Here is a 17952-nt window from a genome sequence, read left to right as displayed (position 1 = left end):
CCCTCGGCAACCGGACCACCGCAACGACCGGGACGCTCGCCGGGCGGGCAGACCACCGCAACAACCAGGACGCCCGCCCGGCAGGCAGACCACCCCAGCAACCACGACGCCCACCCCAAGCGACCAGCGCACTCACCCGGCAACCGGGCCACCGAGGTGACCGGCCGGAGGCCCCTCCCTCCCCCCAACCCCCTGAGCTGCGGTTCCGCTAGCCTTGGCGGCGATGAGCGACCGTATGACGACCCCGTGGGGCGCGTTCGAGCTGTCCCGGTTTCCCGAGGACCCGCGTGACCGGCTGCGTGCCTGGGACGCCGCCGACGCCTATCTGCTGCGGCATCTGGCGGCCCGGGAGACCGGCCCGGCCGGCGAGGTCGTGGTGGCCGGCGACCGCTGGGGCGCCCTGGTCACCGCCCTCGCCCAGTTCGGGCCGACCCAGATCACGGACTCGTTCCTCGGCCAGGAGGCGACCCGGGCCAACCTCGCCCGCGCCGGGGTGCAGCCGGGCACGGTCCGGCTGCTGACCACGCAGGATCCGCCGCCGGAGCGGATCGACCTGCTGCTGGTGCGGGTGCCGAAGAGCCTGGCGCTGCTGGAGGACCTGCTGCTGCGCCTCGCGCCCGCGCTGCACGAGGGCACGGTGGTGATCGGCACCGGGATGGTCAAGGAGATCCACACCTCCACGCTCACCCTGTTCGAGCGGATCCTCGGACCGACCCGCACCTCCCTCGCCGAACAGAAGGCCCGGCTGATCCACTGCACCCCGGAACCCGGCCGGGTGCCGCCCGCCAACCCGTGGCCGTACCGCTACGCCCTGCCGGACGGGGTCGGACCGGCCTCCGGGCACACCGTCGTCAACCACGCGGGCGTCTTCTGCGCCGACCGGCTGGACATCGGCACCCGGTTCTTCCTCACCCACCTCCCGGACGTCCGGGGCCTGCGCCGGGTGGTGGACCTGGGCTGCGGCAACGGTGTGGTGGGGACGTCGGTGGCGCTGGCGAACCCGGACGCCGAGGTGCTGTTCGTGGACGAGTCGTACCAGGCGGTGGCGTCGGCGGAGGCCACGTACAAGGCGAACGGGGTGCCGGGGCACGCCGAGTTCCGGGTCGGGGACGGGGTCGCCGGGGTGGCCTCCGGGAGCGTGGACGTGGTGCTGAACAATCCGCCCTTCCACGCCCATGCCGCGACCACCGACGCCACCGCCTGGCGGATGTTCACCGGGGCGCGACGGGTGCTGCGGCCGGGCGGGGCGCTGTATGTGGTGGGCAACCGGCATCTCGGGTACCACGCGAAGCTGAAGCGGGTGTTCGGCAACAGCGCGGTGGTGGCGAGCGACCCGAAGTTCGTGGTGCTGCGCGCGGTCCGGCGCTAGCCGACCGGGGTTTCAGGCGCCGGGCGCCGGGTCCAGTACGGCGATGAGCGACGCCACCGTCCGCGCCATCGCCTCCCGGCCGACCGCCAGATAGGTGCGGGAGTCGACGGCCCGGGGGTGGGCGGCGAGGTACTCCCGGATCGCGGCGGTCATCGCGGCGTTGAGGGCCGTGCCGACATTGACCTTGCTGATGCCGCCCGCGACGGCGGCGGTCAGTTCGCCGTCCGGGACGCCGGAGGAGCCGTGCAGCACGAGCGGGATGCCGAGCGTGCCGGACAGGCGCTTCAGCAGGGCGTGGTCGAGGGCGGCGGTGCGCTCGGTCATGGCGTGGGTGGTGCCGACGGCGACGGCGAGGGCGTCCACCCCGGAGTCGGCGACGAAGGCGCACGCCTGGCGGGGGTCGGTGCGGGCGCCGGGGGCGTGGGCGTCCAGCGGGGGGCGGCCGTCCTTGCCGCCGACCTCGCCCAACTCGGCCTCCACCCACAGCCCCTGGGCGTGCGCCCAGTCCGCGGCGGCGCAGGTGGCGGCGAGGTTGTCGGCGTAGGGCAGCCGTGCGGCGTCGTACATCACCGAGCTGAAACCGGCGTCCGGGGCCTGGCGGAGCAGCCGGTCGCTGATCACATGGTCGAGATGCAGGGCGACCGGCACGCTGGACCGCTCGGCGGCGGCGACGGCGGCGCGGGCCAGCGGCAGCAGCCGTCCGTAGCGGAACTCGACGGTGTTCTCGCTGATCTGGAGGACGACGGGGCGGCCGGCCAGTTCGGCGCCGGCGATCACGGCCTCGATGTGCTCCAGGGTGATGACATTGAAGGCGCCGACGGCACCGCGGGCCGCGGCGGCGCGGCCGACGAGGTCGCCGGTGGTGGTCAGGGGCACGGCGGAATCCCTTCCGGGCGGGAGCGGGGCGGGCCGGTCAGGGGGTTCAGGGGGTGAGGATCACCGAGCGGGTGAGGTGGCGGGGGCTGTCCGGGTCCAGGCCGTGCGCGGCGGCGACGGCGACGGCGAGGCGCTGCGCGCGGACCAGTTCGGCGAGCGGGTCGAGGCGGTCGCCGGGCACCCAGCGTCCGCCGGTGGCCCGGACCTGGTCGGCGAGTCCGTCGGGGGCCGGGCCGAACATCCAGGTCGCGCCACCCTCGGTGGTGATGCTGATGGGGCCGTGGCGGTACTCCATCGCCGGGTACGCCTCGGTCCAGGACAGGGACGCCTCGCGCATCTTGAGGGCGGCCTCGTTGGCCAGGCCGACGGTCCAGCCCCGGCCGAGGAAGGTGAACTGGCGGCAGCCGGTGAGCCCTTCGGGGAGGTCCTCGCCGAGCGCGGTGCGGCAGTCGGCGACCGCGGTGGCGGGGTGGGCGCCGAGGTGGGCGCGGAGCAGGGTGAGGGCGGTGGTGGCGAACCGGGTCTGGACGACGGAGCGTTCGTCGGCGAAGTCCAGGACGACGAGGTCGTCGGCGGCGGTCCGCACCGTGGTGGCGGGGTCGGCGGTGACGGCGGTGGTGCGGGTCCGGCCGCGCAGGGCGGTGAGGAGGTCGAGGACCTCGGTGGTGGTGCCGGAGCGGGTGAGGGCGAGGACCCGGTCGTAGGGGCGGGCGGTGGGGAACTCGGAGGCGGCGAAGGCGTCCGTCTCCCCGGCGCCGGACGCCTCGCGCAGGGCGGCGACGGCCTGGGCCATGAAGTAGGAGGTGCCGCAGCCGACCACCGCGACGCGTTCGCCGGGGGCGGGCAGGGCGTCCCGGTGCCGGGGGGCCTGTTCCGCGGCGCGCTGCCAGCACTCCGGCTGGCTGCTCAGCTCGTCCTCGACATGGCTCATGCCCGAACCTCCTGTGTGTCGCGGCGACCTCAAGGAAAGGCTTGTCCTGCGGAATACCGACCAATACCGACCCCGCGAAATGCTTGTTCATGCAAGATAGCGTGCGCTTTCAATCAGCATCAAGCATTCGGACGGGTTGGTGACAGGGTTCTGCGCTAGGGTCGCCGGAAGATCCCGGAACAGCGGGGCACGGCCGGTGGGAGGTGCGGATGTCGCGTGACGCCCGCTGGAAGGCGCTGCTGGAACTCCTGGTCGAGCGGGGCCGGCTGGATGTCGAGGAGGCCGCCTCGGCGCTGGAGGTGTCCGCCGCCACCATCCGCCGTGACTTCGACCAGCTCGCCGAGCAGCAGATGCTGGTCCGCACCCGAGGCGGCGCGGTGGTGCACGGGGTGTCGTACGAGCTGCCGCTGCGGTACAAGACCGCCCGGCGCGCCCCGGAGAAGCAGCGGATCGCCAAGGCGGTCGCGGAACTCGTCGCACCCGGCGAGGCGGTGGGTCTGACCGGCGGTACCACCACCACGGAGGTGGCCCGCGCGCTCGCGGTGCGCGGCGATCTGGCCTCCGGATCCCCGGCGCTGACGGTGGTCACCAACGCGCTGAACATCGCCAATGAGCTGGCGGTGCGCCCGCAGTTCAAGATCGTGGTGACCGGCGGGGTCGCGCGGGCCCAGTCGTACGAGCTGATCGGGCCGCTGACCGACGGGGTGCTGTCCCAGGTGACGCTGGATGTGGCGGTGCTCGGGGTGGTCGCCTTCGACGCGGCGCACGGGGCGGCGGCGCACGACGAGGCGGAGGCGGCGGTCAACCGGCTGCTGTGCGAGCGGGCCGAGCGGGTGGTGGTCGCGGCCGACTCCAGCAAGCTGGGCCGCCGCGCCTTCGCCCGGATCTGCGCCGCGGAGGCGGTGGACACCCTGGTCACGGACACGGCGGCGGACGAGGAGACGGTACGGCGGTTCGAGGACGCCGGGGTGACGGTGATCGCGGTCTGACGGGCCTGGCGGGGCCCGCTCCCCGGGTCTCCTGGGGCTCGGCGCCGCGGGTCTCGGGGGCCCGCACCCCGGGTCTCGGGGGGGCTCGACGCCGCGAGCCTCGGGGCCCGCACCCCGGGTCTCGGATCTCGGTACCCCGGTCTCGGCGCCCCGGTCTCGGGCCCACTCGGGCCACGCCGACCTCACCGGGCCCCCGGGACCGGGTCCACAGGAGCCACCCGACCTCACCGACCCCCCGGGGCCCAGGGCCCCCGGGGCCACCCCGACCTCACCGGCCACCCGGGGCCGGGGTCCGCAGAGGGCCGCACCGACCTCACCGGCCACCCGGGGCCCGGTCCCCCACAGCCCCTCCGACCGGCCCGGACCCTCCGGCAGGGCCTAAGCTGGAACAGCCGTTCCCCTCCGGTCCCCGCGGGAACAGCGCTTCGTCACCCGTCGAGGGAGAGGGAGGCCGCGATGGCTGGTACAGCGCCCGGACCGGCGTCGGACGACAGGGCCGGGCACGGCAGCACCGGGAACGGAACCTCCGGCACCGCACCCGCAGGGCACGGCACCCCCGGCAGCGCACCCGCAGGAAACGACACCCCCGCCAGCGCACCTGCACCCGCAGGGAACGGCACCACCCAAGCGCCTCCGCCCGACGCCAGCGCCGACACCGACGCCGACGCGGACTCCCGCTACGTACCGATCTCCGAGCACGGCCTGATCGGAGATCTCCGCAGTGTCGCCCTGGTCGGCACCGACGGCACCATCGACTGGTACTGCTGCCCCGCCTTCGACGCGCCCAGTGTCTTCGCCGCGATCCTGGACCGGGACCGGGGCGGCTGCTTCGAGCTGGCGGCGCTCGGCGCGACCCGGACCAAGCAGTTCTACTTCCCCGACACCAATGTCCTGATCACCCGCTTCTTCAGCGAGGACGGCGTGGGCGAGGTGCAGGACTTCATGCCGGTCGGCGGGGAACCGGCGGAGGCCGACCGGCACCGGCTGCTGCGACGGGTGATCTGTGTGCGGGGCACGGTCGCCTTCCGCACCCTGGTCGCCCCCCGCTTCGACTACGGGGCCCGGCCGCACACCCTGCGCATGGAGGACGGCACGGCGGTCTTCGCCTGCGAACCCCTGTCGCTGGCGCTCACCTCCACGGTGCCGCTGGAGGAGGACGGCACCGATGTGCGCGCCGAGTTCAAGCTGGCCGAGGGCGAGTCGGCGGTGCTCGCGCTGGACCAGCTCGGCGCCGGGCTGCCGCCGAGGCACTGCGCGAGCAGCGAGGCCGAGGCGCAGTTCGAGACGACGGTGGCGTACTGGCGGCGCTGGCTGTCGGCGTCGAAGTACCGGGGCCGCTGGCGGGAGATGGTGCACCGCTCGGCGCTCACCCTGAAGCTGCTCACCTACGCCCCGACCGGCGCCATCGTCGCCGCCCCCACCACCAGCCTGCCCGAGCAGATCGGCGGCGAGCGCAACTGGGACTACCGCTATGTATGGGTGCGGGACGCGGCGTTCTGCGTCTACGCGCTGCTGCGGCTGGGGTTCGCGGAGGAGGCGGGGGCGTTCATGGAGTTCGTCACCCGGCACATCACCCCCGGTGACGGCCGCACCTCGGGCCCGCTCCAGATCCTGTACGGCATCGACGGCCGCACCGATCTCCCCGAGCGGGAACTGGGCCATCTGGAGGGCCATCGCGGCTCGGCGCCGGTCCGGATCGGCAACGCGGCGGCCGAGCAGCTCCAGCTCGACATCTACGGCGCGCTCATCGACTCGGTCTACCTCTACGACAAGTGGGCCACCCCGATCTCCAGCGCCCAGTGGGACGATGTGTGCGCGCTGGTGGACTGGGTGTGCGCGCACTGGGACCAGCCGGACGAGGGCATCTGGGAGACCCGGGGCGGTCGCAAGAACTTCCTCTACTCCCGGCTGATGTGCTGGGTGGCGATCGAGCGGGCGATCCGGATGGCCACCAAGCGCGGGCTGCCCGCCGATCACGCGCGCTGGCAGGAGGTCCGGGACACCATCTACCGCCGGATCATGGAGCGCGGCTGGTCGGAGCGGCGGCAGGCGTTCGTGCAGCACGAGGGCGGGGAGGTGCTGGACGCGTCGGTGCTGATGATGCCGTTGGCCAAGTTCATCGCCCCCACCGACCCCAAGTGGCTCTCCACCCTGGACGCCCTCACCCACGACCTGGTCTCCGACTCCCTGGTCTACCGCTACGACCCGGTGGCCAGCCCGGACGGCATGCGCGGCGACGAGGGCACGTTCTCCATCTGCTCGTTCTGGTACGTGGAGGCGCTGGTGAAGGCGGGGCGGGTGGACGAGGCCCAGCTCGCCTTCGAGAAGATGCTGACCTACGCCAACCATCTCGGCCTGTACGCGGAGGAGATCAGCCACACCGGTGAGCAGCAGGGCAACTTCCCGCAGGCGTTCACCCACTTCGCCCTGATCAGCGCCGCGTTCAACCTCGATCGCGCCCTCGGCTGAACCCGTCCGTCCCACCCTGTTCCGCCCCGCCCCGCCCCGTCGTCCCACCCCGTTCCGCCCCGCCGACCACCACTGGAGCCCCCGTTGCCCACCTCCCTCACCCTCACCCGTGCCCGGCTGGGTTCCGGCGGACCGCTCGGCGGGCTGCGGATCACGGACGGCCGGATCACCGCGCTCGGTCCGGACGTCACCGGCGGGGACGGCCCCGTACGGGATCTGGACGGGCGGACCGTGCTGCCGGGGCTGTGGGACGCGCATGTGCATCTGGGGCAGTGGGCGAAGGTCCGGCACCAACTGGACCTGGCCGGGGCGGCGTCCGCGCGGGAGGCCGCCGAGGCGGTGCGGGCGTACGCGGCTGCGACGGCGGGGGCGGGGGCGGGGGCGGGCCCGGTCGTCGGGTACGGCTTCCGGGACGGGCTGTGGCCCGACACACCGGAGAAGTCGCTGCTGGACGCGGTGTGCCCGGACCGGGCGGTGGCGCTGGTCAGCGGGGATCTGCACGCCGCCTGGTTCAACTCGGCGGGGCTGACGCTGGTCGGCCGGGCGGGGCATCCGACGGGGCTGCTGCGCGAGGGGGACGCGTTCCGGGCGGTGTCGGCGCTGCCCGACGTGCCGTCCGGGGTGCTGGACGGATGGGTCGCCGACGCCTGCGGGGCCGCCGCGGCGCGCGGGGTGTGCGGGGTCGTGGACTTCCACATCGCCGACAACGTGGGCGACTGGACCCGGCGCGCGGCACGGGCCCGCCCCGGGGTCCGGGTGGACGCGGCCGTCTACCCGCCGTACCTGGACGAGGTCCTGGCGCGCGGGCTGCGCACCGGGGACGCCCTGCCCGGCACCGGGGGCCTGGTCCGGATCGGCCCGCTGAAGCTGTTCACCGACGGCTCCCTGAACACCCGTACCGCTCTGTGCCGCGACCCCTATCCGGGGCTGGAGGGCACCCCGGGGGAGTACGGGGTGGAGGAGACGCCGTACGAGGAACTCGTGCGGCTGATGCGGCGGGCGGCGGAGCACGGGATCATGCCCGCCGTGCACGCGATCGGCGACCGGGCCAACACCCGCGCCCTGGACGCGTTCGCGGAGGTGGGCCGCGCGGGCCGGATCGAGCACGCGCAACTGCTGTCGCCGGACGATGTGGCGCGGTTCGCGGCGCTGGGGGTGACGGCCGGGGTGCAGCCGGCGCACGCCACGGACGACCGGGACGTGGCGGACCGGCACTGGGCGGGCCGCACCGGCCGGGCCTTCGCCTACGGCGATCTGCTCGCGGCGGGCGCCCAACTGGAGTTCGGCTCGGACGCGCCGGTGTCGCCGCTGGACCCGTGGATCGGGATCGCGGCGGCGGTGCACCGCACGGCCGACGAACGCCCCGCCTGGCACCCCGAGCAGCGGATGGCGGTGGGGGACGCGCTGACGGCGTCGGCCCGGGGGCGGGCGGCGCTCGCGGTGGGCGACGCGGCGGACCTGGTGGTGGTGGACGTGGACCCGCTGAAGGCGGACGCGGCGACCCTGCGGGCGATGCCGGTGCACGCGACGTTGACGGACGGACGGTTCACGCACGGCCCGGTGTGACACGTCCGCCGTCCGGTGCGATCCGCCGTGCCGTCCGGTGTGAACCGGCCCACGGCCCGGTGTGATCCGGCGTACTCCCCCCGAACCCTCCCGGGCGGCTAAGGTAAGCCTAACCTTGGAATGTCGCACCGGCGTTCGCCGCGCCGGAGGGGAGAACACGTCATGCGTGTCGCCATGTTCGGGTACCAGACCTGGGGTCACCGCACCCTCCAGGCCCTGCTGGACTCGGGCCACGAGACCGTCCTCGTCGTCACCCACCCCAAGAGCGAGCACGCCTACGAGAAGATCTGGGACGACTCGGTCGCCGAACTCGCCGAGAAGCACGGCATACCGGTCCTGCTGCGCAACCGCCCCGACGACCCCGAGCTGCTCGACGCGCTGCGCGCGGCCCGCCCGGACATCATCGTCGCCAACAACTGGCGCACCCATCTGCCCGAGGAGATCTTCGCCCTGCCACCGCACGGCACCCTGAACGTCCATGACTCGCTGCTGCCGTCCTACGCCGGGTTCTCCCCGCTGATCTGGGCGCTGATCAACGGCGACGACCGGGTCGGGGTGACCACGCACCGGATGAACGGCGAACTCGACGCCGGGGACATCCTGGTGCAGCGGTCGGTGCCGGTCGGACCGGCGGACACCGCCACCGACCTCTTCCACCGGACCGTCGATCTGATCGGCCCGCTGGTGCGCGAGTCCCTCGATCTGATCGCCTCCGGCCGGGACGCCGGGCGCTGGGTACCGCAGGACCGCACCCGGGCCAGCTTCTTCCACAAGCGGTCCGCCGAGGACAGCCGGATCGACTGGACCTGGCCCGCCGAGCGGCTGGAACGCCTGGTCCGCGCCCAGTCCGACCCCTACCCGAACGCCTACGCCTTCCACCGGGGCCAGCGGCTGCGGATCGTCTCCGCGGCGGTCTCCGAGGGCCGGTACGGCGGCACCCCGGGCCGGATCTTCATCCGGGAGGGCGACGGCGTGGTGATCGTCGCGGGCGCCGAGGCGTACTCCGGCCGGCTGCCGGGCCTGCTGGTGCGCCGGGTGCGCACGGACGACGGCACGGAGTACGCGGCGGGGGACTACTTCCGCGCGATGGGCGGGTATCTCACCTCCCGCCCCTGAGGCGGCCCGGCGGCCACAGGGGGGACTGAAGGGGGCATCCAGTGTCGCCCCCCAGACCGGAGGGCTACATCCGTAGTACTCTGCCCGTAGTGATTCAACCGTGGTCGCCGCCGCCGGTCTCCGTCCGTCCGTCCGCGCCGGGGACCGCTCGACGGCCGGAGTGCCCCATGGTGCGCAGCAATCCCCAGCGGCGGGCGGCGCTCGTCGACGCCGCGATCGAGGTACTGGCCCGCGAGGGGGCCCGGGGGCTGACCTTCCGGTCGGTGGACGCCGAGGCGGCCGTCCCGCCGGGCACCGCCTCCAACTACTTCGCCAATCGCGACGAGTTGCTCACCCAGGCCGGTGCCCGGGTCTACGAGCGGCTGGTGCCGGACGAGCAGACCCTCGCCGAGCAGCGCGCCGCGGGCCGGGACCGGGAGACGTACGCCCGGCTGATGCGGGATCTGGTGGGCCGGGTCAGCGGGTTCCGCAGCGGGTATCTGGCGCTGCTGGAACTGCGCCTGGAGTCCACCCGGCGCCCGGCCCTGCGTGCGATCCTCACCGAGCGGGTGCGCGCCGACCTCGACGCCAACATCGGCTACCACCTGGAGTCCGGCCTGCCCGGCGACGCCACCTCCGTGGAGTTGCTCTACCTCGCCCTGAACTGGCTGATCGTCGAACAGCTCACCCTGCCGGACGTCCTGTCCCCGGCGGAGCGCGAACGGCTGGTGACGGCGGCGGTGGAACGGATCGTCCGGGAGTGAGCGGGACACGGTCGGCGTGGGGGCCCGGCGCGGTGGCTCCGGGTGCCGCTACGGCCGCTTCCGGTCCCGGCCGCGACGGTGGTACGCCGGGGTGCCCAGCAGGGCCACGGCGGCGGCCAGCAGCAGGGTGCCGGGCAGGGAACGGGCCGCCGTCGCCCCGGCGACCGCGGCGCCCAGGGCGAAGCCGGTGAGCTTCAGGCTGGCGCCCGTGGTGAAGACCTGGCCGCGCAGCCGCTCCGGCGCCTCCCGGTGCCTTATCGCGAACAACGCCGTCAACTGCGGGCCTTCGCCGAGGCCGATCAGCAGGGCGGCGGTGATCAGCAGGGCCGGGTGACCGGTGGCGGCGAGGGCCAGGGCGAGGGCCTGGACCAGGGCGGCGGCCCGGACGAGGGCGGCGGGGGCGAGGGCGAGGGGCGCGCGGGCGAGGACGGCGTTGGCGGCGAGCGCGGACAGCGCCGTGCAGGCCAGCAGGAACGCCCCCTGCCCGGCCCCGCCGAACGCCCGCTCCCCGAGCAGGGGAACGCAGGCCGTCAGCATGCCCTGCGCGGCACAGCAGACGACGGAGGCGAAGGTCGCGCGGGCCAGCGCCGGGGTGCGCAGCACACAGCGGGCGCCCGCGAGGAGGTCGGCGGGCAGCCGCCTCGGCCCCCGGTCGTCGCCCTCCGCCCGGCCCACCGCCTCCGGCAACCGCCACGCCGCCGGGGCCGCCAGCGCGATCAGGGCCGCCGACACCACCACCGCCGTCGGCGCGTTCAGCGCTCCGGCCGTCAGACCGGCGAGGGCGGGGCCCGCGAGCGCGGCCGTGCCGAAGGTCATCGCGTCCAGGGCGTTGGCCCGGGGCAGCGCGGTGGCCGGGGCCACCCGGGGCAGTTGGGCCGTCCAGCCGCCGGAGAGGGCGGGGGCCAGGAGCCCGGCGGCGACGGCGGTCAGCACGACGGCGGACAGCGGCACCCGGCCGAGCCCGGCCAGGACGAGCAGCAGCCCGGCGCCGTACAGGGCGAGCGCGCAGCCCAGCAGACGGCCGGGGCGGGCGGCGCGGTCGAGGAGGGCGCCCAGCACGGGGCCCCCGACGGCCGCCGCGACAGTACTGCCCGCGAGCAGCAGCGACGCCTGCGACGAGGACCCGGTGACGGCGAACCCGGCGAGCAGCAGCGCCGGGCCGGACATCTCGTCACCGGTCCTGGCGGCCACCGCGCCCGCGAAGTAGCCCCCGAGGGCGTCACGCGATCTCATGCGCGAGACGGTACGGAGGTAACGGAAAACCTCGCAATATGCGTTACATTGCAGAGGTGTCCTCCCCCGCCGCGAACACCGTCCGTGCCGCCGACTGGTCCACCCGGCACTCCGTGCTGGCCATGGCCCGCCGCAGCGCCGCCCTGCTCAATGTCCTCGGCGCGCCCGCCGACGCACCGCCCGCCCCGGACGCGGTGGCCGCCGTGCTGCGCGACCACGGCGAGGAAGGGCCCCTCGCCTTGACGGCCGGGGAGGTCGAGGAGATGCGGTCGGCCGCCGGGCTGCTGCGGGAGGTGTTCGCGGCGCGGGACGTGGACGAGGGGGCGGCCGTCCTGAACCGGCTGCTGCGGGAGCACACCGGCCCGCTCCGGCTCACCGCGCACGGCGGGGGCACGCCCTGGCACCCGCATCTCGACCGGGACGACGACGGCCCCTTCGGCGCCTGGCTGCTCGCCTCGTCCTGTCTGGCGCTGACCGTGCTGCTCTGGGACCACCAGCGGCTGCCGGGCCGGGTCTGCGCCTCACCGGCCTGCACCGATGTGTTCATCACCCACGGCAGCGGCCCGGAACGCCGCTACTGCTCCCGCCGCTGCGCCACCCGCGAACGCGTCGCCGCGCACCGCCGGGACCGGGCGGCGGCGGCATCACGGTAGCCGCCGCGCGACCGGGCGGCGGCGGCACCCGATGGCCACCCGGCACCGCCACGCCGGACCATCACCCGCCCGGCACCATCACTCCGCACCGCCATCCGCCCGGCACCGCGCCTCCTGCGCCGCCACCACCGCGTCCCCGTGCTCGAACGCCCACTCCCCCACGGCCCCGATGGGGGCCAGCAGGGACTGTCCGAGGCCGGTGAGCCGGTACTCCACACGCGGTGGCGCCCCGCCCAGCGCGTGCCGGGACACCAGGCCGTTGAACTCCAGGCGCCGCAGCGTCTCGGTGAGGACCTTGGGGCTGATGCCCCCGATCCGCGCGCGCAGTTCGACCGGCCGCCTCGGACCGTCCCGGAGCGCCCACAGCACGACGGCGTTCCAGGTGTTCGCGAGCAGGTCGAAGGCGAGCCGGGCACGGCAGTCGGCGAGAAAGGCGTCGCTCGTCACGCACCACATGGTGCCCGACGGCCCGCCTAGCGTCTCCCTGCGGAGCGTTCGACCGAGCGCGCGGAGAGAGGGGTTCCACGATGAGGATCGGCGTTCTGGGCACGGGCGGTATGGCGGACGCCCTCGCCGCCCACTGGGTCCGGGCGGGTCATGAGGTGGTCGTCGGCGGCCGGGACCCGGACCGGGCGGCGCGGCTGGCGGCCCGGATCGGGGGCGGTGCGCACGGCGCGGGACCGGCGGCGGCTGCCGGGTTCGGTCAGGTGGTGCTGGCGGCGCTGCCGTTCGGCGCGGGCGCCGGTGTCGTGGGGGAGCTACGGGCGGAACTGGCGGGCAGGGTGCTGGTGGACTGCTCGAATCCGGTCGGGCCGGGGTTCCGGCTGCTGACGGGGGCGGGGCCGTCGGCGGCGGAGCGGCTGGCGTCGGCGGCACCGGGGGCGCGGGTGGTGAAGGCGTTCAACCTCTGCCACGAGGGGGTGTGGCGGATGCGGCCCCCGGTGTTCGACGGACGCCCCCTGACGGTTCCGCTGTGCGGGGACGACCCCGAGGCACTGGAGCTGACGGGGCGACTGGTGCGGGACACGGGGTGCGTCCCCGTCTCCGCGGGCGGGCTGGAACGGGCGGGGCTGCTGGAGGCGACCGCCGCGCTGTTCATCGGGCTGTGGGTGGGCGAGGGCGCGGACGTCCAGGCGATGGCGCCCCCGCGGGCGTACGCGAGCGGGGACGGGGCCGAGGCCGTGGCCGGGGACGGTGGTTGACGCCCCCGGCGGTTCCAGTACCGCCCCTGTCGGCTCCACTGTCGCCCCCGTCGGCCCCTCTACCACCACCCCCCGTCACCTCTCCCCGTCACCTCTCCCCTTCACTGCCCGAGAACGACGACGATCGGGCCGTCCGTGTCGCCGCCCGTGCGGTCCAGGGTCTGGACGGCGCCCCGGACTCCGTGGGCGGTGTGCGGGAGGGTGAGGTCGGCGACCGCGGCGGCCGTGCGCACGCCCGTGCCCGGCCGGGCCACCACGGCGAGCCGGGTGTCCGAGCCCGCGCGCAGATACCGCCCCACGCCCGCCGCCACGGCACCGTCCCGCATCACGATCCACGCCGCCGGTGTCTGGGCCAGGATCTCCGCGCCGAGCCCGTAGGGGCCGGACCAGTCCAGCGCGTCGGGGAGCCGGTGGCGGTGGTCCAGGAAGTGGCCGCCCGCCCGCTCGGCCAGTTCCCTCGCCGACTCCCGCGCCCCGAGGGCCGCTTCGGGGGTACGGCAGTGCCCGCCGCGCCGCTCGATCGCCCGTACCTCGGCCGGGTCGGCCGGGGAGGCGAGGACGGTGGTGCAGTCCAGGCCGAGCAGCCGGGCGAAGTACGCCTGAGCGACCGCCATACCGCCGCCGGCCGCGTCGAACAGCGAGGTGTGCCGGTCGATCCGGCCCTCGCGCAAGGCGTCCAGCAGCAGATCGCGGGCGGGGCCGTGCGCGGCGCTGCCGCTGGGGCGGCGGGACTCGTCCTTCAGCCGGACCCGTACGTCCGGCCGTCCCCGGAGGGGGATGTGGTCCAGGGGTGTGGGCGGTTCGCAGGCCCGGTCGGTCAGCAGGAGTTCGATCGCCCGGCGCGCCCAGGCGCCCGGTGACTTCCCACCGTGTTCATGTGCCATTCCCGATCCCTTCATCCGGCTCCCGATGCTAAGGGGAGGAAAGGGGGGAATCTCCTTGATTCACTGGGAAGTTGGGTGTTCGGGGATGAACTGACGTACAGATGTCCGGAGGGGCGGGGAAGATCGAGAGGAGGACGGGCGGGATCAGAGCAGGGGCACCCTCGCGAACCGGGACGCGATGTGCAGGTCCGCCTCGATGGCGGTGGCGGTGGCGCGGAGCGCGGGGAGGAGGTCGGTGACGCACTGGGCGGGGGTGCGACGGCTGCTGTGCAGGGTGATGTTGATCGCGGCGAGCACGGTGCCGTGACGGTCGTGCAGGGGGACCGCGAGGGAGCGCAGGCCCGCCTCCAACTCCTCGTCGACCAGGGCGAACCCGTCGGCGCGGGTGCGGTCGAGGACGGCGGCGAGGTCGGCGGGGCGGGTGACCGTGCGGGCGGTGAGCGGGTCGCGGGCGGCCGGGCCGAGCCGGGCGGCGCGTTCACCGGGCGGCAGGGCGGCGAGCAGGACCCGGCCGGTGGAGGTGGCGTACGCGGGCAGCCGGGAGCCGACCGCGATGTCGACGTCCATGATCCGGCCGGTGGTGGACCGGGCGGTGTACTGGACCTCGTCGCCGGTGAGCACGGCGAGGGCGGTGGAGTCCTGGACGCTCCGGCCGAGCGCGGCGAGATGCGGGCGGGCGATCCGGGTGACGGTGGTCCGCGACAGGGGCGGGAAGCCCAGGGCGAGGACACGCGGGGTGAGACGGAAGCCGCGGCCGTGCGGGGTGACATAGCCGAGGTGGGCGAGGGTGATCAGGGCGCGGCGGGCGGTGGCGCGGGCGAGTCCGGTGGCCTCGGCGACGGCGGTGAGGGTGAGTTCGGGGCGGCCCTCGCCGAAGGCGGTGACGACGGTGAGGCCGCGGGCCAGCGATTCCACGAACTCCCGGCCGAGTTCCTGCTTGGAGGCACCGGTCCACCCGGCGAGCCCGGACGGCCGGTCGGCGGGCTCGGCGGGCGGGGCGGTGGCGAGGGTGCGTTCCATCGCGGCGACGGCCGAGCGCAGTGGGGGCAGCAGGATGGTGCGCAGGGAGTCCGCGCTGTGCCGGCTGGTGTGGCTGACGACGCTGGCCACGCACGCGATCCGTCCGTCGGCGCCGCGCACGGGCACCGAGAGGGCGACCAGGCCGGGCTCGATGAGCTGGTCGTCCAGCGCCCACCCGTCCGCGCGGGCCCGCTCGACCGCCGTCTCGAAGGCGGGGCCGGACAGGGTTCGCGACCGGGGCGGCACGGCGGGGAAGGCCCGGTCGCCGGGGTCGGCGGCGCGGCGCCGGTGCCAGCGGTGCCAGTCCTCGGCGCTCCACTCGCCGGCGAGCAGCGGGCCGGGCGCGGTGCGTTCGGCGGGCAGCAGGTCGCCGATGCGGAAGCTGAGGGAGAGGGCACGGCGCCGGGTGGCCTGGTGGAGGAAGCGGATGCCGTCGCCGTCGGCCACGGCGAGGGACACCGATTCGTCGAGGGCGTCGGCGAGGGCGTCGGCGTGACCGGCGAGCAGGGCGGGCAGGCGCAGGGCGGCGAGATAGGCGTTGCCGAGTTCCATCAGCCGCGGCGCGAGCACCACGTCACGGCCGTCCAGCCGTACGTATCCCATCCGGGCGAGGGTGGCGACGACGCGGTCGACGGTGGAGCGGGCGAGGCCGGTGGCGCGTTCCAGGTCGCCGAGCGCGGCCGTGCCGTCGGTGTCGGTGAGGCGGCGCAGGACGGCGATGCCCCGGACCAGGGGGGCGACGGCCTCCGGCGGCGGCGCGGTGTCCGGCGCGGGGGCCGGGGGCGGGGGGAGGGGGCGGCTGGTCGTCATGGGCTCGTGGGCTCTTCCGTGGCGGATGTCCGGGCCACCGTAGTCGGCGGGACCGGGGGCGGTGGGCGGAGGGACCAGGGAACGGGAAGGGGACCGTTGACAGGGCCGGGGGCCCGGCGCACACTCACACCAAGCATTGTGAACTATTTTTCACCAGACGAACAATCGAACCGGCAACGGAACCGGCGCACACCCGAACCGGCGAGCGGACGAACACACGGCCAGACGGCGAGACGCCCGGACGACCGACAACCGGGCGACCGGGCGACCGGGCGACCGGGCGGCCAGAGCATCCACAGGCCGGTTCGACGACGAGGAGACGCTCATGCACACCACGGTCGGGATCATCGGCGGCGGCCCCTCGGGGCTGCTGCTCGCCCGTCTGCTGCACAACGCCGGGATCGACAGCGTGGTCCTGGAGCGCCGCGACCGGGCCTATGTCGAGCAGCGGCAGCGGGCCGGGATCCTGGAGCAGGCCACGGCGGACGTCCTGATCGCGGCCGGGGCCGGGGCCCGGCTCCAGCGGGAGGGCATACCGCACGACGGCATCGAACTGCGCTTCGGGCGGCGCGCCCACCGTCTCGACTTCCCCGCCCTCACCGGCGGCCGTCGGGTCTGGGTGTACGCGCAGACCGAGGTGGTCAAGGACCTCGTCGCGCTGCACCTCGCCGAGGGCGGGCCGCTGCTGTTCGAGGCCGAGGTGCGCGCGGTCGAGGGCGCCGACACCGAGCGCCCGCTGATCCGCTACACCCACGAGGGCCGCGAGCAGACCCTGACCTGCGACTACGTCATCGGCTGCGACGGCTACCACGGGGTGGCCCGCACCGCCCTGCCCGAGCAGGTCCGCACCACGTACGAGCGCGTCTACCCGTACTCCTGGCTGGGCATCCTCGCCGAGGCCGCGCCGGTCTACGACGAGTTGATCTACGCCCACTCCGAGCGCGGCTTCGCGCTGGCCAGCATGCGCTCGCCCACGGTCAGCCGGCTCTACCTCCAGGTGCCCAACGGCACCGACCCGGCCGACTGGCCGGACGAGCGCATCTGGGACGAGCTGGACACCCGGTTCGCGATCGACGCGGAGCCGGGGTGGCGGCTGAAGCGGGGGCCGGTCACGGGCAAGGCGGTGCTGCCGATGCGCAGTTCGGTGACGGAGCCGATGTGCCACGGGCGGCTGTTCCTGGCCGGGGACGCGGCGCACATCGTGCCGCCGACCGGCGCCAAGGGGCTGAACCTGGCCGCGACCGATGTGATCGTGCTGGCGCGCGCCTTCGCCCACTTGAAGGAGACGGGTTCGACCGCTTTGCTGGAGGCGTACTCCGACACCTGTCTGCGGCGGGTGTGGCGGGCCGAGCACTTCTCCTGGTTCATGACGACGACCCTGCACACCGACCCGCACCAGAGCCCGTTCGAGACCCGGCTCCAGCTCTCCCAGCTCGACCGGGTGGCGTCATCACCCCACGCCGCCGCCGAACTGGCCGAGAACTACACGGGGTTGCCGCTGGACCCGGCCCCGGCGTCCGTCTAGCCGTCCCCTCCCGCTCCGCCCGGTGCCGGGCCCGGCAGCGGGCGCCTGAGAGGATGGCGGGCGACCGCTCCCGGGGGCCCGACCGAGCCCCCGGCCAGAAGGGGGAACCCCATGGTGATACTCGTTCTGTCCGTGCTCGTCGTCCTCGCCGTCGCCGGGTGCGCGTGCGTGGTCTGGGCCTCGCGCGGCGGCGCTCCGCGCTGGGTGCGCGGGGTGGCCTCGGCGACACTGGTGGCGGGCGAGCTGGTGAGCAAGTCGAAGCGCGGTCAGAAGGGGTCGGGCAACTCGGGGGCCGCGGACGGCTGACGGGACCCGGAACCCGGGACCCGGGAGATGAGACCCCGGGGGGGTGAAGCCCCGGGGCATGGGCCCCAGGGCGTGAGACCCCGGGACACAGGGGCCCAACGCTTGGGCCCCCAGCACATGGGGGCCCGGCACATGGGCCCCGGCGCATGAGAGCCGACGCATGGACCCCGGCACACGGGCCCGACCCATGGGATCCCGGCACATGGGGGCCCGACCCATGAGGCCCCGATACATGAGGGCCCCCGACACACCGAGGCCCG

General features: G+C 74.8%; 16 protein-coding genes. 10 read left to right on the top strand and 6 right to left on the bottom strand.

Features of this window, described 5'->3' with window-relative positions:
- Positions 1 to 235: 235 nt before the first annotated feature.
- Positions 236 to 1369 carry a methyltransferase gene (locus tag AB0O01_RS31780; RefSeq protein WP_365318948.1) on the top strand — a complete coding sequence of 378 codons (1134 nt, stop codon included), beginning with the start codon at positions 236 to 238 and terminating at the stop codon, positions 1367 to 1369.
- Positions 1370 to 1381: 12 nt separating this feature from the next.
- Here AB0O01_RS31780 and AB0O01_RS31775 read toward each other — a convergent pair whose 3' ends face one another.
- On the bottom strand, positions 1382 to 2245 hold the full coding sequence (locus AB0O01_RS31775) for a class II fructose-bisphosphate aldolase (RefSeq protein WP_365318830.1): 864 nt from the start codon (positions 2243 to 2245) through the stop codon (positions 1382 to 1384).
- Positions 2246 to 2291: 46 nt separating this feature from the next.
- Positions 2292 to 3176 (bottom strand): sugar isomerase, encoded by an 885-nt coding sequence (locus AB0O01_RS31770; RefSeq protein ID WP_365318828.1) that lies wholly within the window; start codon positions 3174 to 3176, stop codon positions 2292 to 2294.
- 209 nt (positions 3177 to 3385) lie between these two features.
- Here AB0O01_RS31770 and AB0O01_RS31765 point away from each other — a divergent pair, with 209 nt between their 5' ends.
- From AB0O01_RS31765 to AB0O01_RS31745, 5 genes are all read left to right on the top strand, one after another.
- On the top strand, positions 3386 to 4165 hold the full coding sequence (locus AB0O01_RS31765; RefSeq protein ID WP_365318826.1) for a DeoR/GlpR family DNA-binding transcription regulator: 780 nt from the start codon (positions 3386 to 3388) through the stop codon (positions 4163 to 4165).
- 456 nt (positions 4166 to 4621) lie between these two features.
- Positions 4622 to 6634 (top strand): glycoside hydrolase family 15 protein, encoded by a 2013-nt coding sequence (locus AB0O01_RS31760; RefSeq protein ID WP_365318824.1) that lies wholly within the window; start codon positions 4622 to 4624, stop codon positions 6632 to 6634.
- 84 nt (positions 6635 to 6718) lie between these two features.
- Complete coding sequence (locus tag AB0O01_RS31755; protein ID WP_365318822.1) at positions 6719 to 8200, top strand: amidohydrolase family protein; 1482 nt, start codon at positions 6719 to 6721, stop codon at positions 8198 to 8200.
- 162 nt (positions 8201 to 8362) lie between these two features.
- On the top strand, positions 8363 to 9316 hold the full coding sequence (locus AB0O01_RS31750) for a methionyl-tRNA formyltransferase (protein ID WP_365318820.1): 954 nt from the start codon (positions 8363 to 8365) through the stop codon (positions 9314 to 9316).
- 167 nt (positions 9317 to 9483) lie between these two features.
- Positions 9484 to 10059, top strand: coding sequence for a TetR family transcriptional regulator (locus AB0O01_RS31745; protein ID WP_365318818.1), 576 nt, complete (start codon positions 9484 to 9486; stop codon positions 10057 to 10059).
- Between the two features lie 48 nt (positions 10060 to 10107).
- On the opposite strand, the gene AB0O01_RS31740 is transcribed toward AB0O01_RS31745, so the two are convergent.
- Positions 10108 to 11292 carry an MFS transporter gene (locus AB0O01_RS31740; RefSeq protein ID WP_365318816.1) on the bottom strand — a complete coding sequence of 395 codons (1185 nt, stop codon included), beginning with the start codon at positions 11290 to 11292 and terminating at the stop codon, positions 10108 to 10110.
- Positions 11293 to 11330: 38 nt separating this feature from the next.
- On the opposite strand from AB0O01_RS31740, the gene AB0O01_RS31735 reads away from it, so the two are divergent.
- Positions 11331 to 11945 (top strand): CGNR zinc finger domain-containing protein, encoded by a 615-nt coding sequence (locus AB0O01_RS31735; protein ID WP_365318814.1) that lies wholly within the window; start codon positions 11331 to 11333, stop codon positions 11943 to 11945.
- 78 nt (positions 11946 to 12023) lie between these two features.
- Here AB0O01_RS31735 and AB0O01_RS31730 read toward each other — a convergent pair whose 3' ends face one another.
- Entirely contained in the window at positions 12024 to 12392 is a 369-nt protein-coding gene (locus tag AB0O01_RS31730) for a helix-turn-helix domain-containing protein (protein ID WP_365318812.1), read from the bottom strand.
- Between the two features lie 80 nt (positions 12393 to 12472).
- Between AB0O01_RS31730 and AB0O01_RS31725 the strand changes: the two genes are divergently transcribed.
- Positions 12473 to 13147, top strand: a complete 675-nt coding sequence (locus AB0O01_RS31725; RefSeq protein ID WP_365318810.1) for an NAD(P)-binding domain-containing protein — start codon at positions 12473 to 12475, stop codon at positions 13145 to 13147.
- Between the two features lie 101 nt (positions 13148 to 13248).
- Here the strand turns inward: AB0O01_RS31725 and AB0O01_RS31720 are convergent, their stop codons facing one another.
- Both AB0O01_RS31720 and AB0O01_RS31715 read right to left on the bottom strand, forming a co-directional pair.
- On the bottom strand, positions 13249 to 14031 hold the full coding sequence (locus AB0O01_RS31720) for a pyridoxal-phosphate dependent enzyme (RefSeq protein ID WP_365318807.1): 783 nt from the start codon (positions 14029 to 14031) through the stop codon (positions 13249 to 13251).
- A 144-nt stretch (positions 14032 to 14175) separates the two neighbouring features.
- Positions 14176 to 15861, bottom strand: coding sequence for an IclR family transcriptional regulator C-terminal domain-containing protein (locus tag AB0O01_RS31715; RefSeq protein ID WP_365318805.1), 1686 nt, complete (start codon positions 15859 to 15861; stop codon positions 14176 to 14178).
- Between the two features lie 325 nt (positions 15862 to 16186).
- Between AB0O01_RS31715 and AB0O01_RS31710 the strand changes: the two genes are divergently transcribed.
- Both AB0O01_RS31710 and AB0O01_RS31705 read left to right on the top strand, forming a co-directional pair.
- Complete coding sequence (locus AB0O01_RS31710) at positions 16187 to 17386, top strand: 4-hydroxybenzoate 3-monooxygenase (protein WP_365318803.1); 1200 nt, start codon at positions 16187 to 16189, stop codon at positions 17384 to 17386.
- Between the two features lie 111 nt (positions 17387 to 17497).
- A complete protein-coding gene (locus AB0O01_RS31705; protein ID WP_365318801.1) occupies positions 17498 to 17692 on the top strand; it encodes a hypothetical protein in 195 nt (64 codons plus the stop codon).
- The last annotated feature ends 260 nt before the right edge of the window (positions 17693 to 17952 follow it).

Source organism: Streptomyces sp. NPDC093252, from assembly GCF_040683675.1.
Classification (GTDB): Bacteria; Actinomycetota; Actinomycetes; order Streptomycetales; family Streptomycetaceae; genus Streptomyces.
This window is presented reverse-complemented; position numbering and strand designations above follow the sequence as displayed.

Bases quoted from the DNA above. Each gene is read 5' to 3' on its own strand.
- AB0O01_RS31740 (WP_365318816.1), bottom strand. From the start codon at position 11,292: ATGAGATCGCGTGACGCCCTCGGGGGCTACTTCGCGGGCGCGGTGGCC.
- AB0O01_RS31760 (WP_365318824.1), top strand. From the start codon at position 4,622: ATGGCTGGTACAGCGCCCGGACCGGCGTCGGACGACAGGGCCGGGCAC.
- AB0O01_RS31705 (WP_365318801.1), top strand. From the start codon at position 17,498: ATGGTGATACTCGTTCTGTCCGTGCTCGTCGTCCTCGCCGTCGCCGGG.
- AB0O01_RS31770 (WP_365318828.1), bottom strand. From the start codon at position 3,176: ATGAGCCATGTCGAGGACGAGCTGAGCAGCCAGCCGGAGTGCTGGCAG.
- AB0O01_RS31780 (WP_365318948.1), top strand. From the start codon at position 236: ATGACGACCCCGTGGGGCGCGTTCGAGCTGTCCCGGTTTCCCGAGGAC.
- AB0O01_RS31750 (WP_365318820.1), top strand. From the start codon at position 8,363: ATGCGTGTCGCCATGTTCGGGTACCAGACCTGGGGTCACCGCACCCTC.
- AB0O01_RS31765 (WP_365318826.1), top strand. From the start codon at position 3,386: ATGTCGCGTGACGCCCGCTGGAAGGCGCTGCTGGAACTCCTGGTCGAG.
- AB0O01_RS31710 (WP_365318803.1), top strand. From the start codon at position 16,187: ATGCACACCACGGTCGGGATCATCGGCGGCGGCCCCTCGGGGCTGCTG.
- AB0O01_RS31715 (WP_365318805.1), bottom strand. From the start codon at position 15,861: ATGACGACCAGCCGCCCCCTCCCCCCGCCCCCGGCCCCCGCGCCGGAC.
- AB0O01_RS31720 (WP_365318807.1), bottom strand. From the start codon at position 14,031: ATGGCACATGAACACGGTGGGAAGTCACCGGGCGCCTGGGCGCGCCGG.
- AB0O01_RS31725 (WP_365318810.1), top strand. From the start codon at position 12,473: ATGAGGATCGGCGTTCTGGGCACGGGCGGTATGGCGGACGCCCTCGCC.
- AB0O01_RS31735 (WP_365318814.1), top strand. From the start codon at position 11,331: ATGCGTTACATTGCAGAGGTGTCCTCCCCCGCCGCGAACACCGTCCGT.
- AB0O01_RS31745 (WP_365318818.1), top strand. From the start codon at position 9,484: ATGGTGCGCAGCAATCCCCAGCGGCGGGCGGCGCTCGTCGACGCCGCG.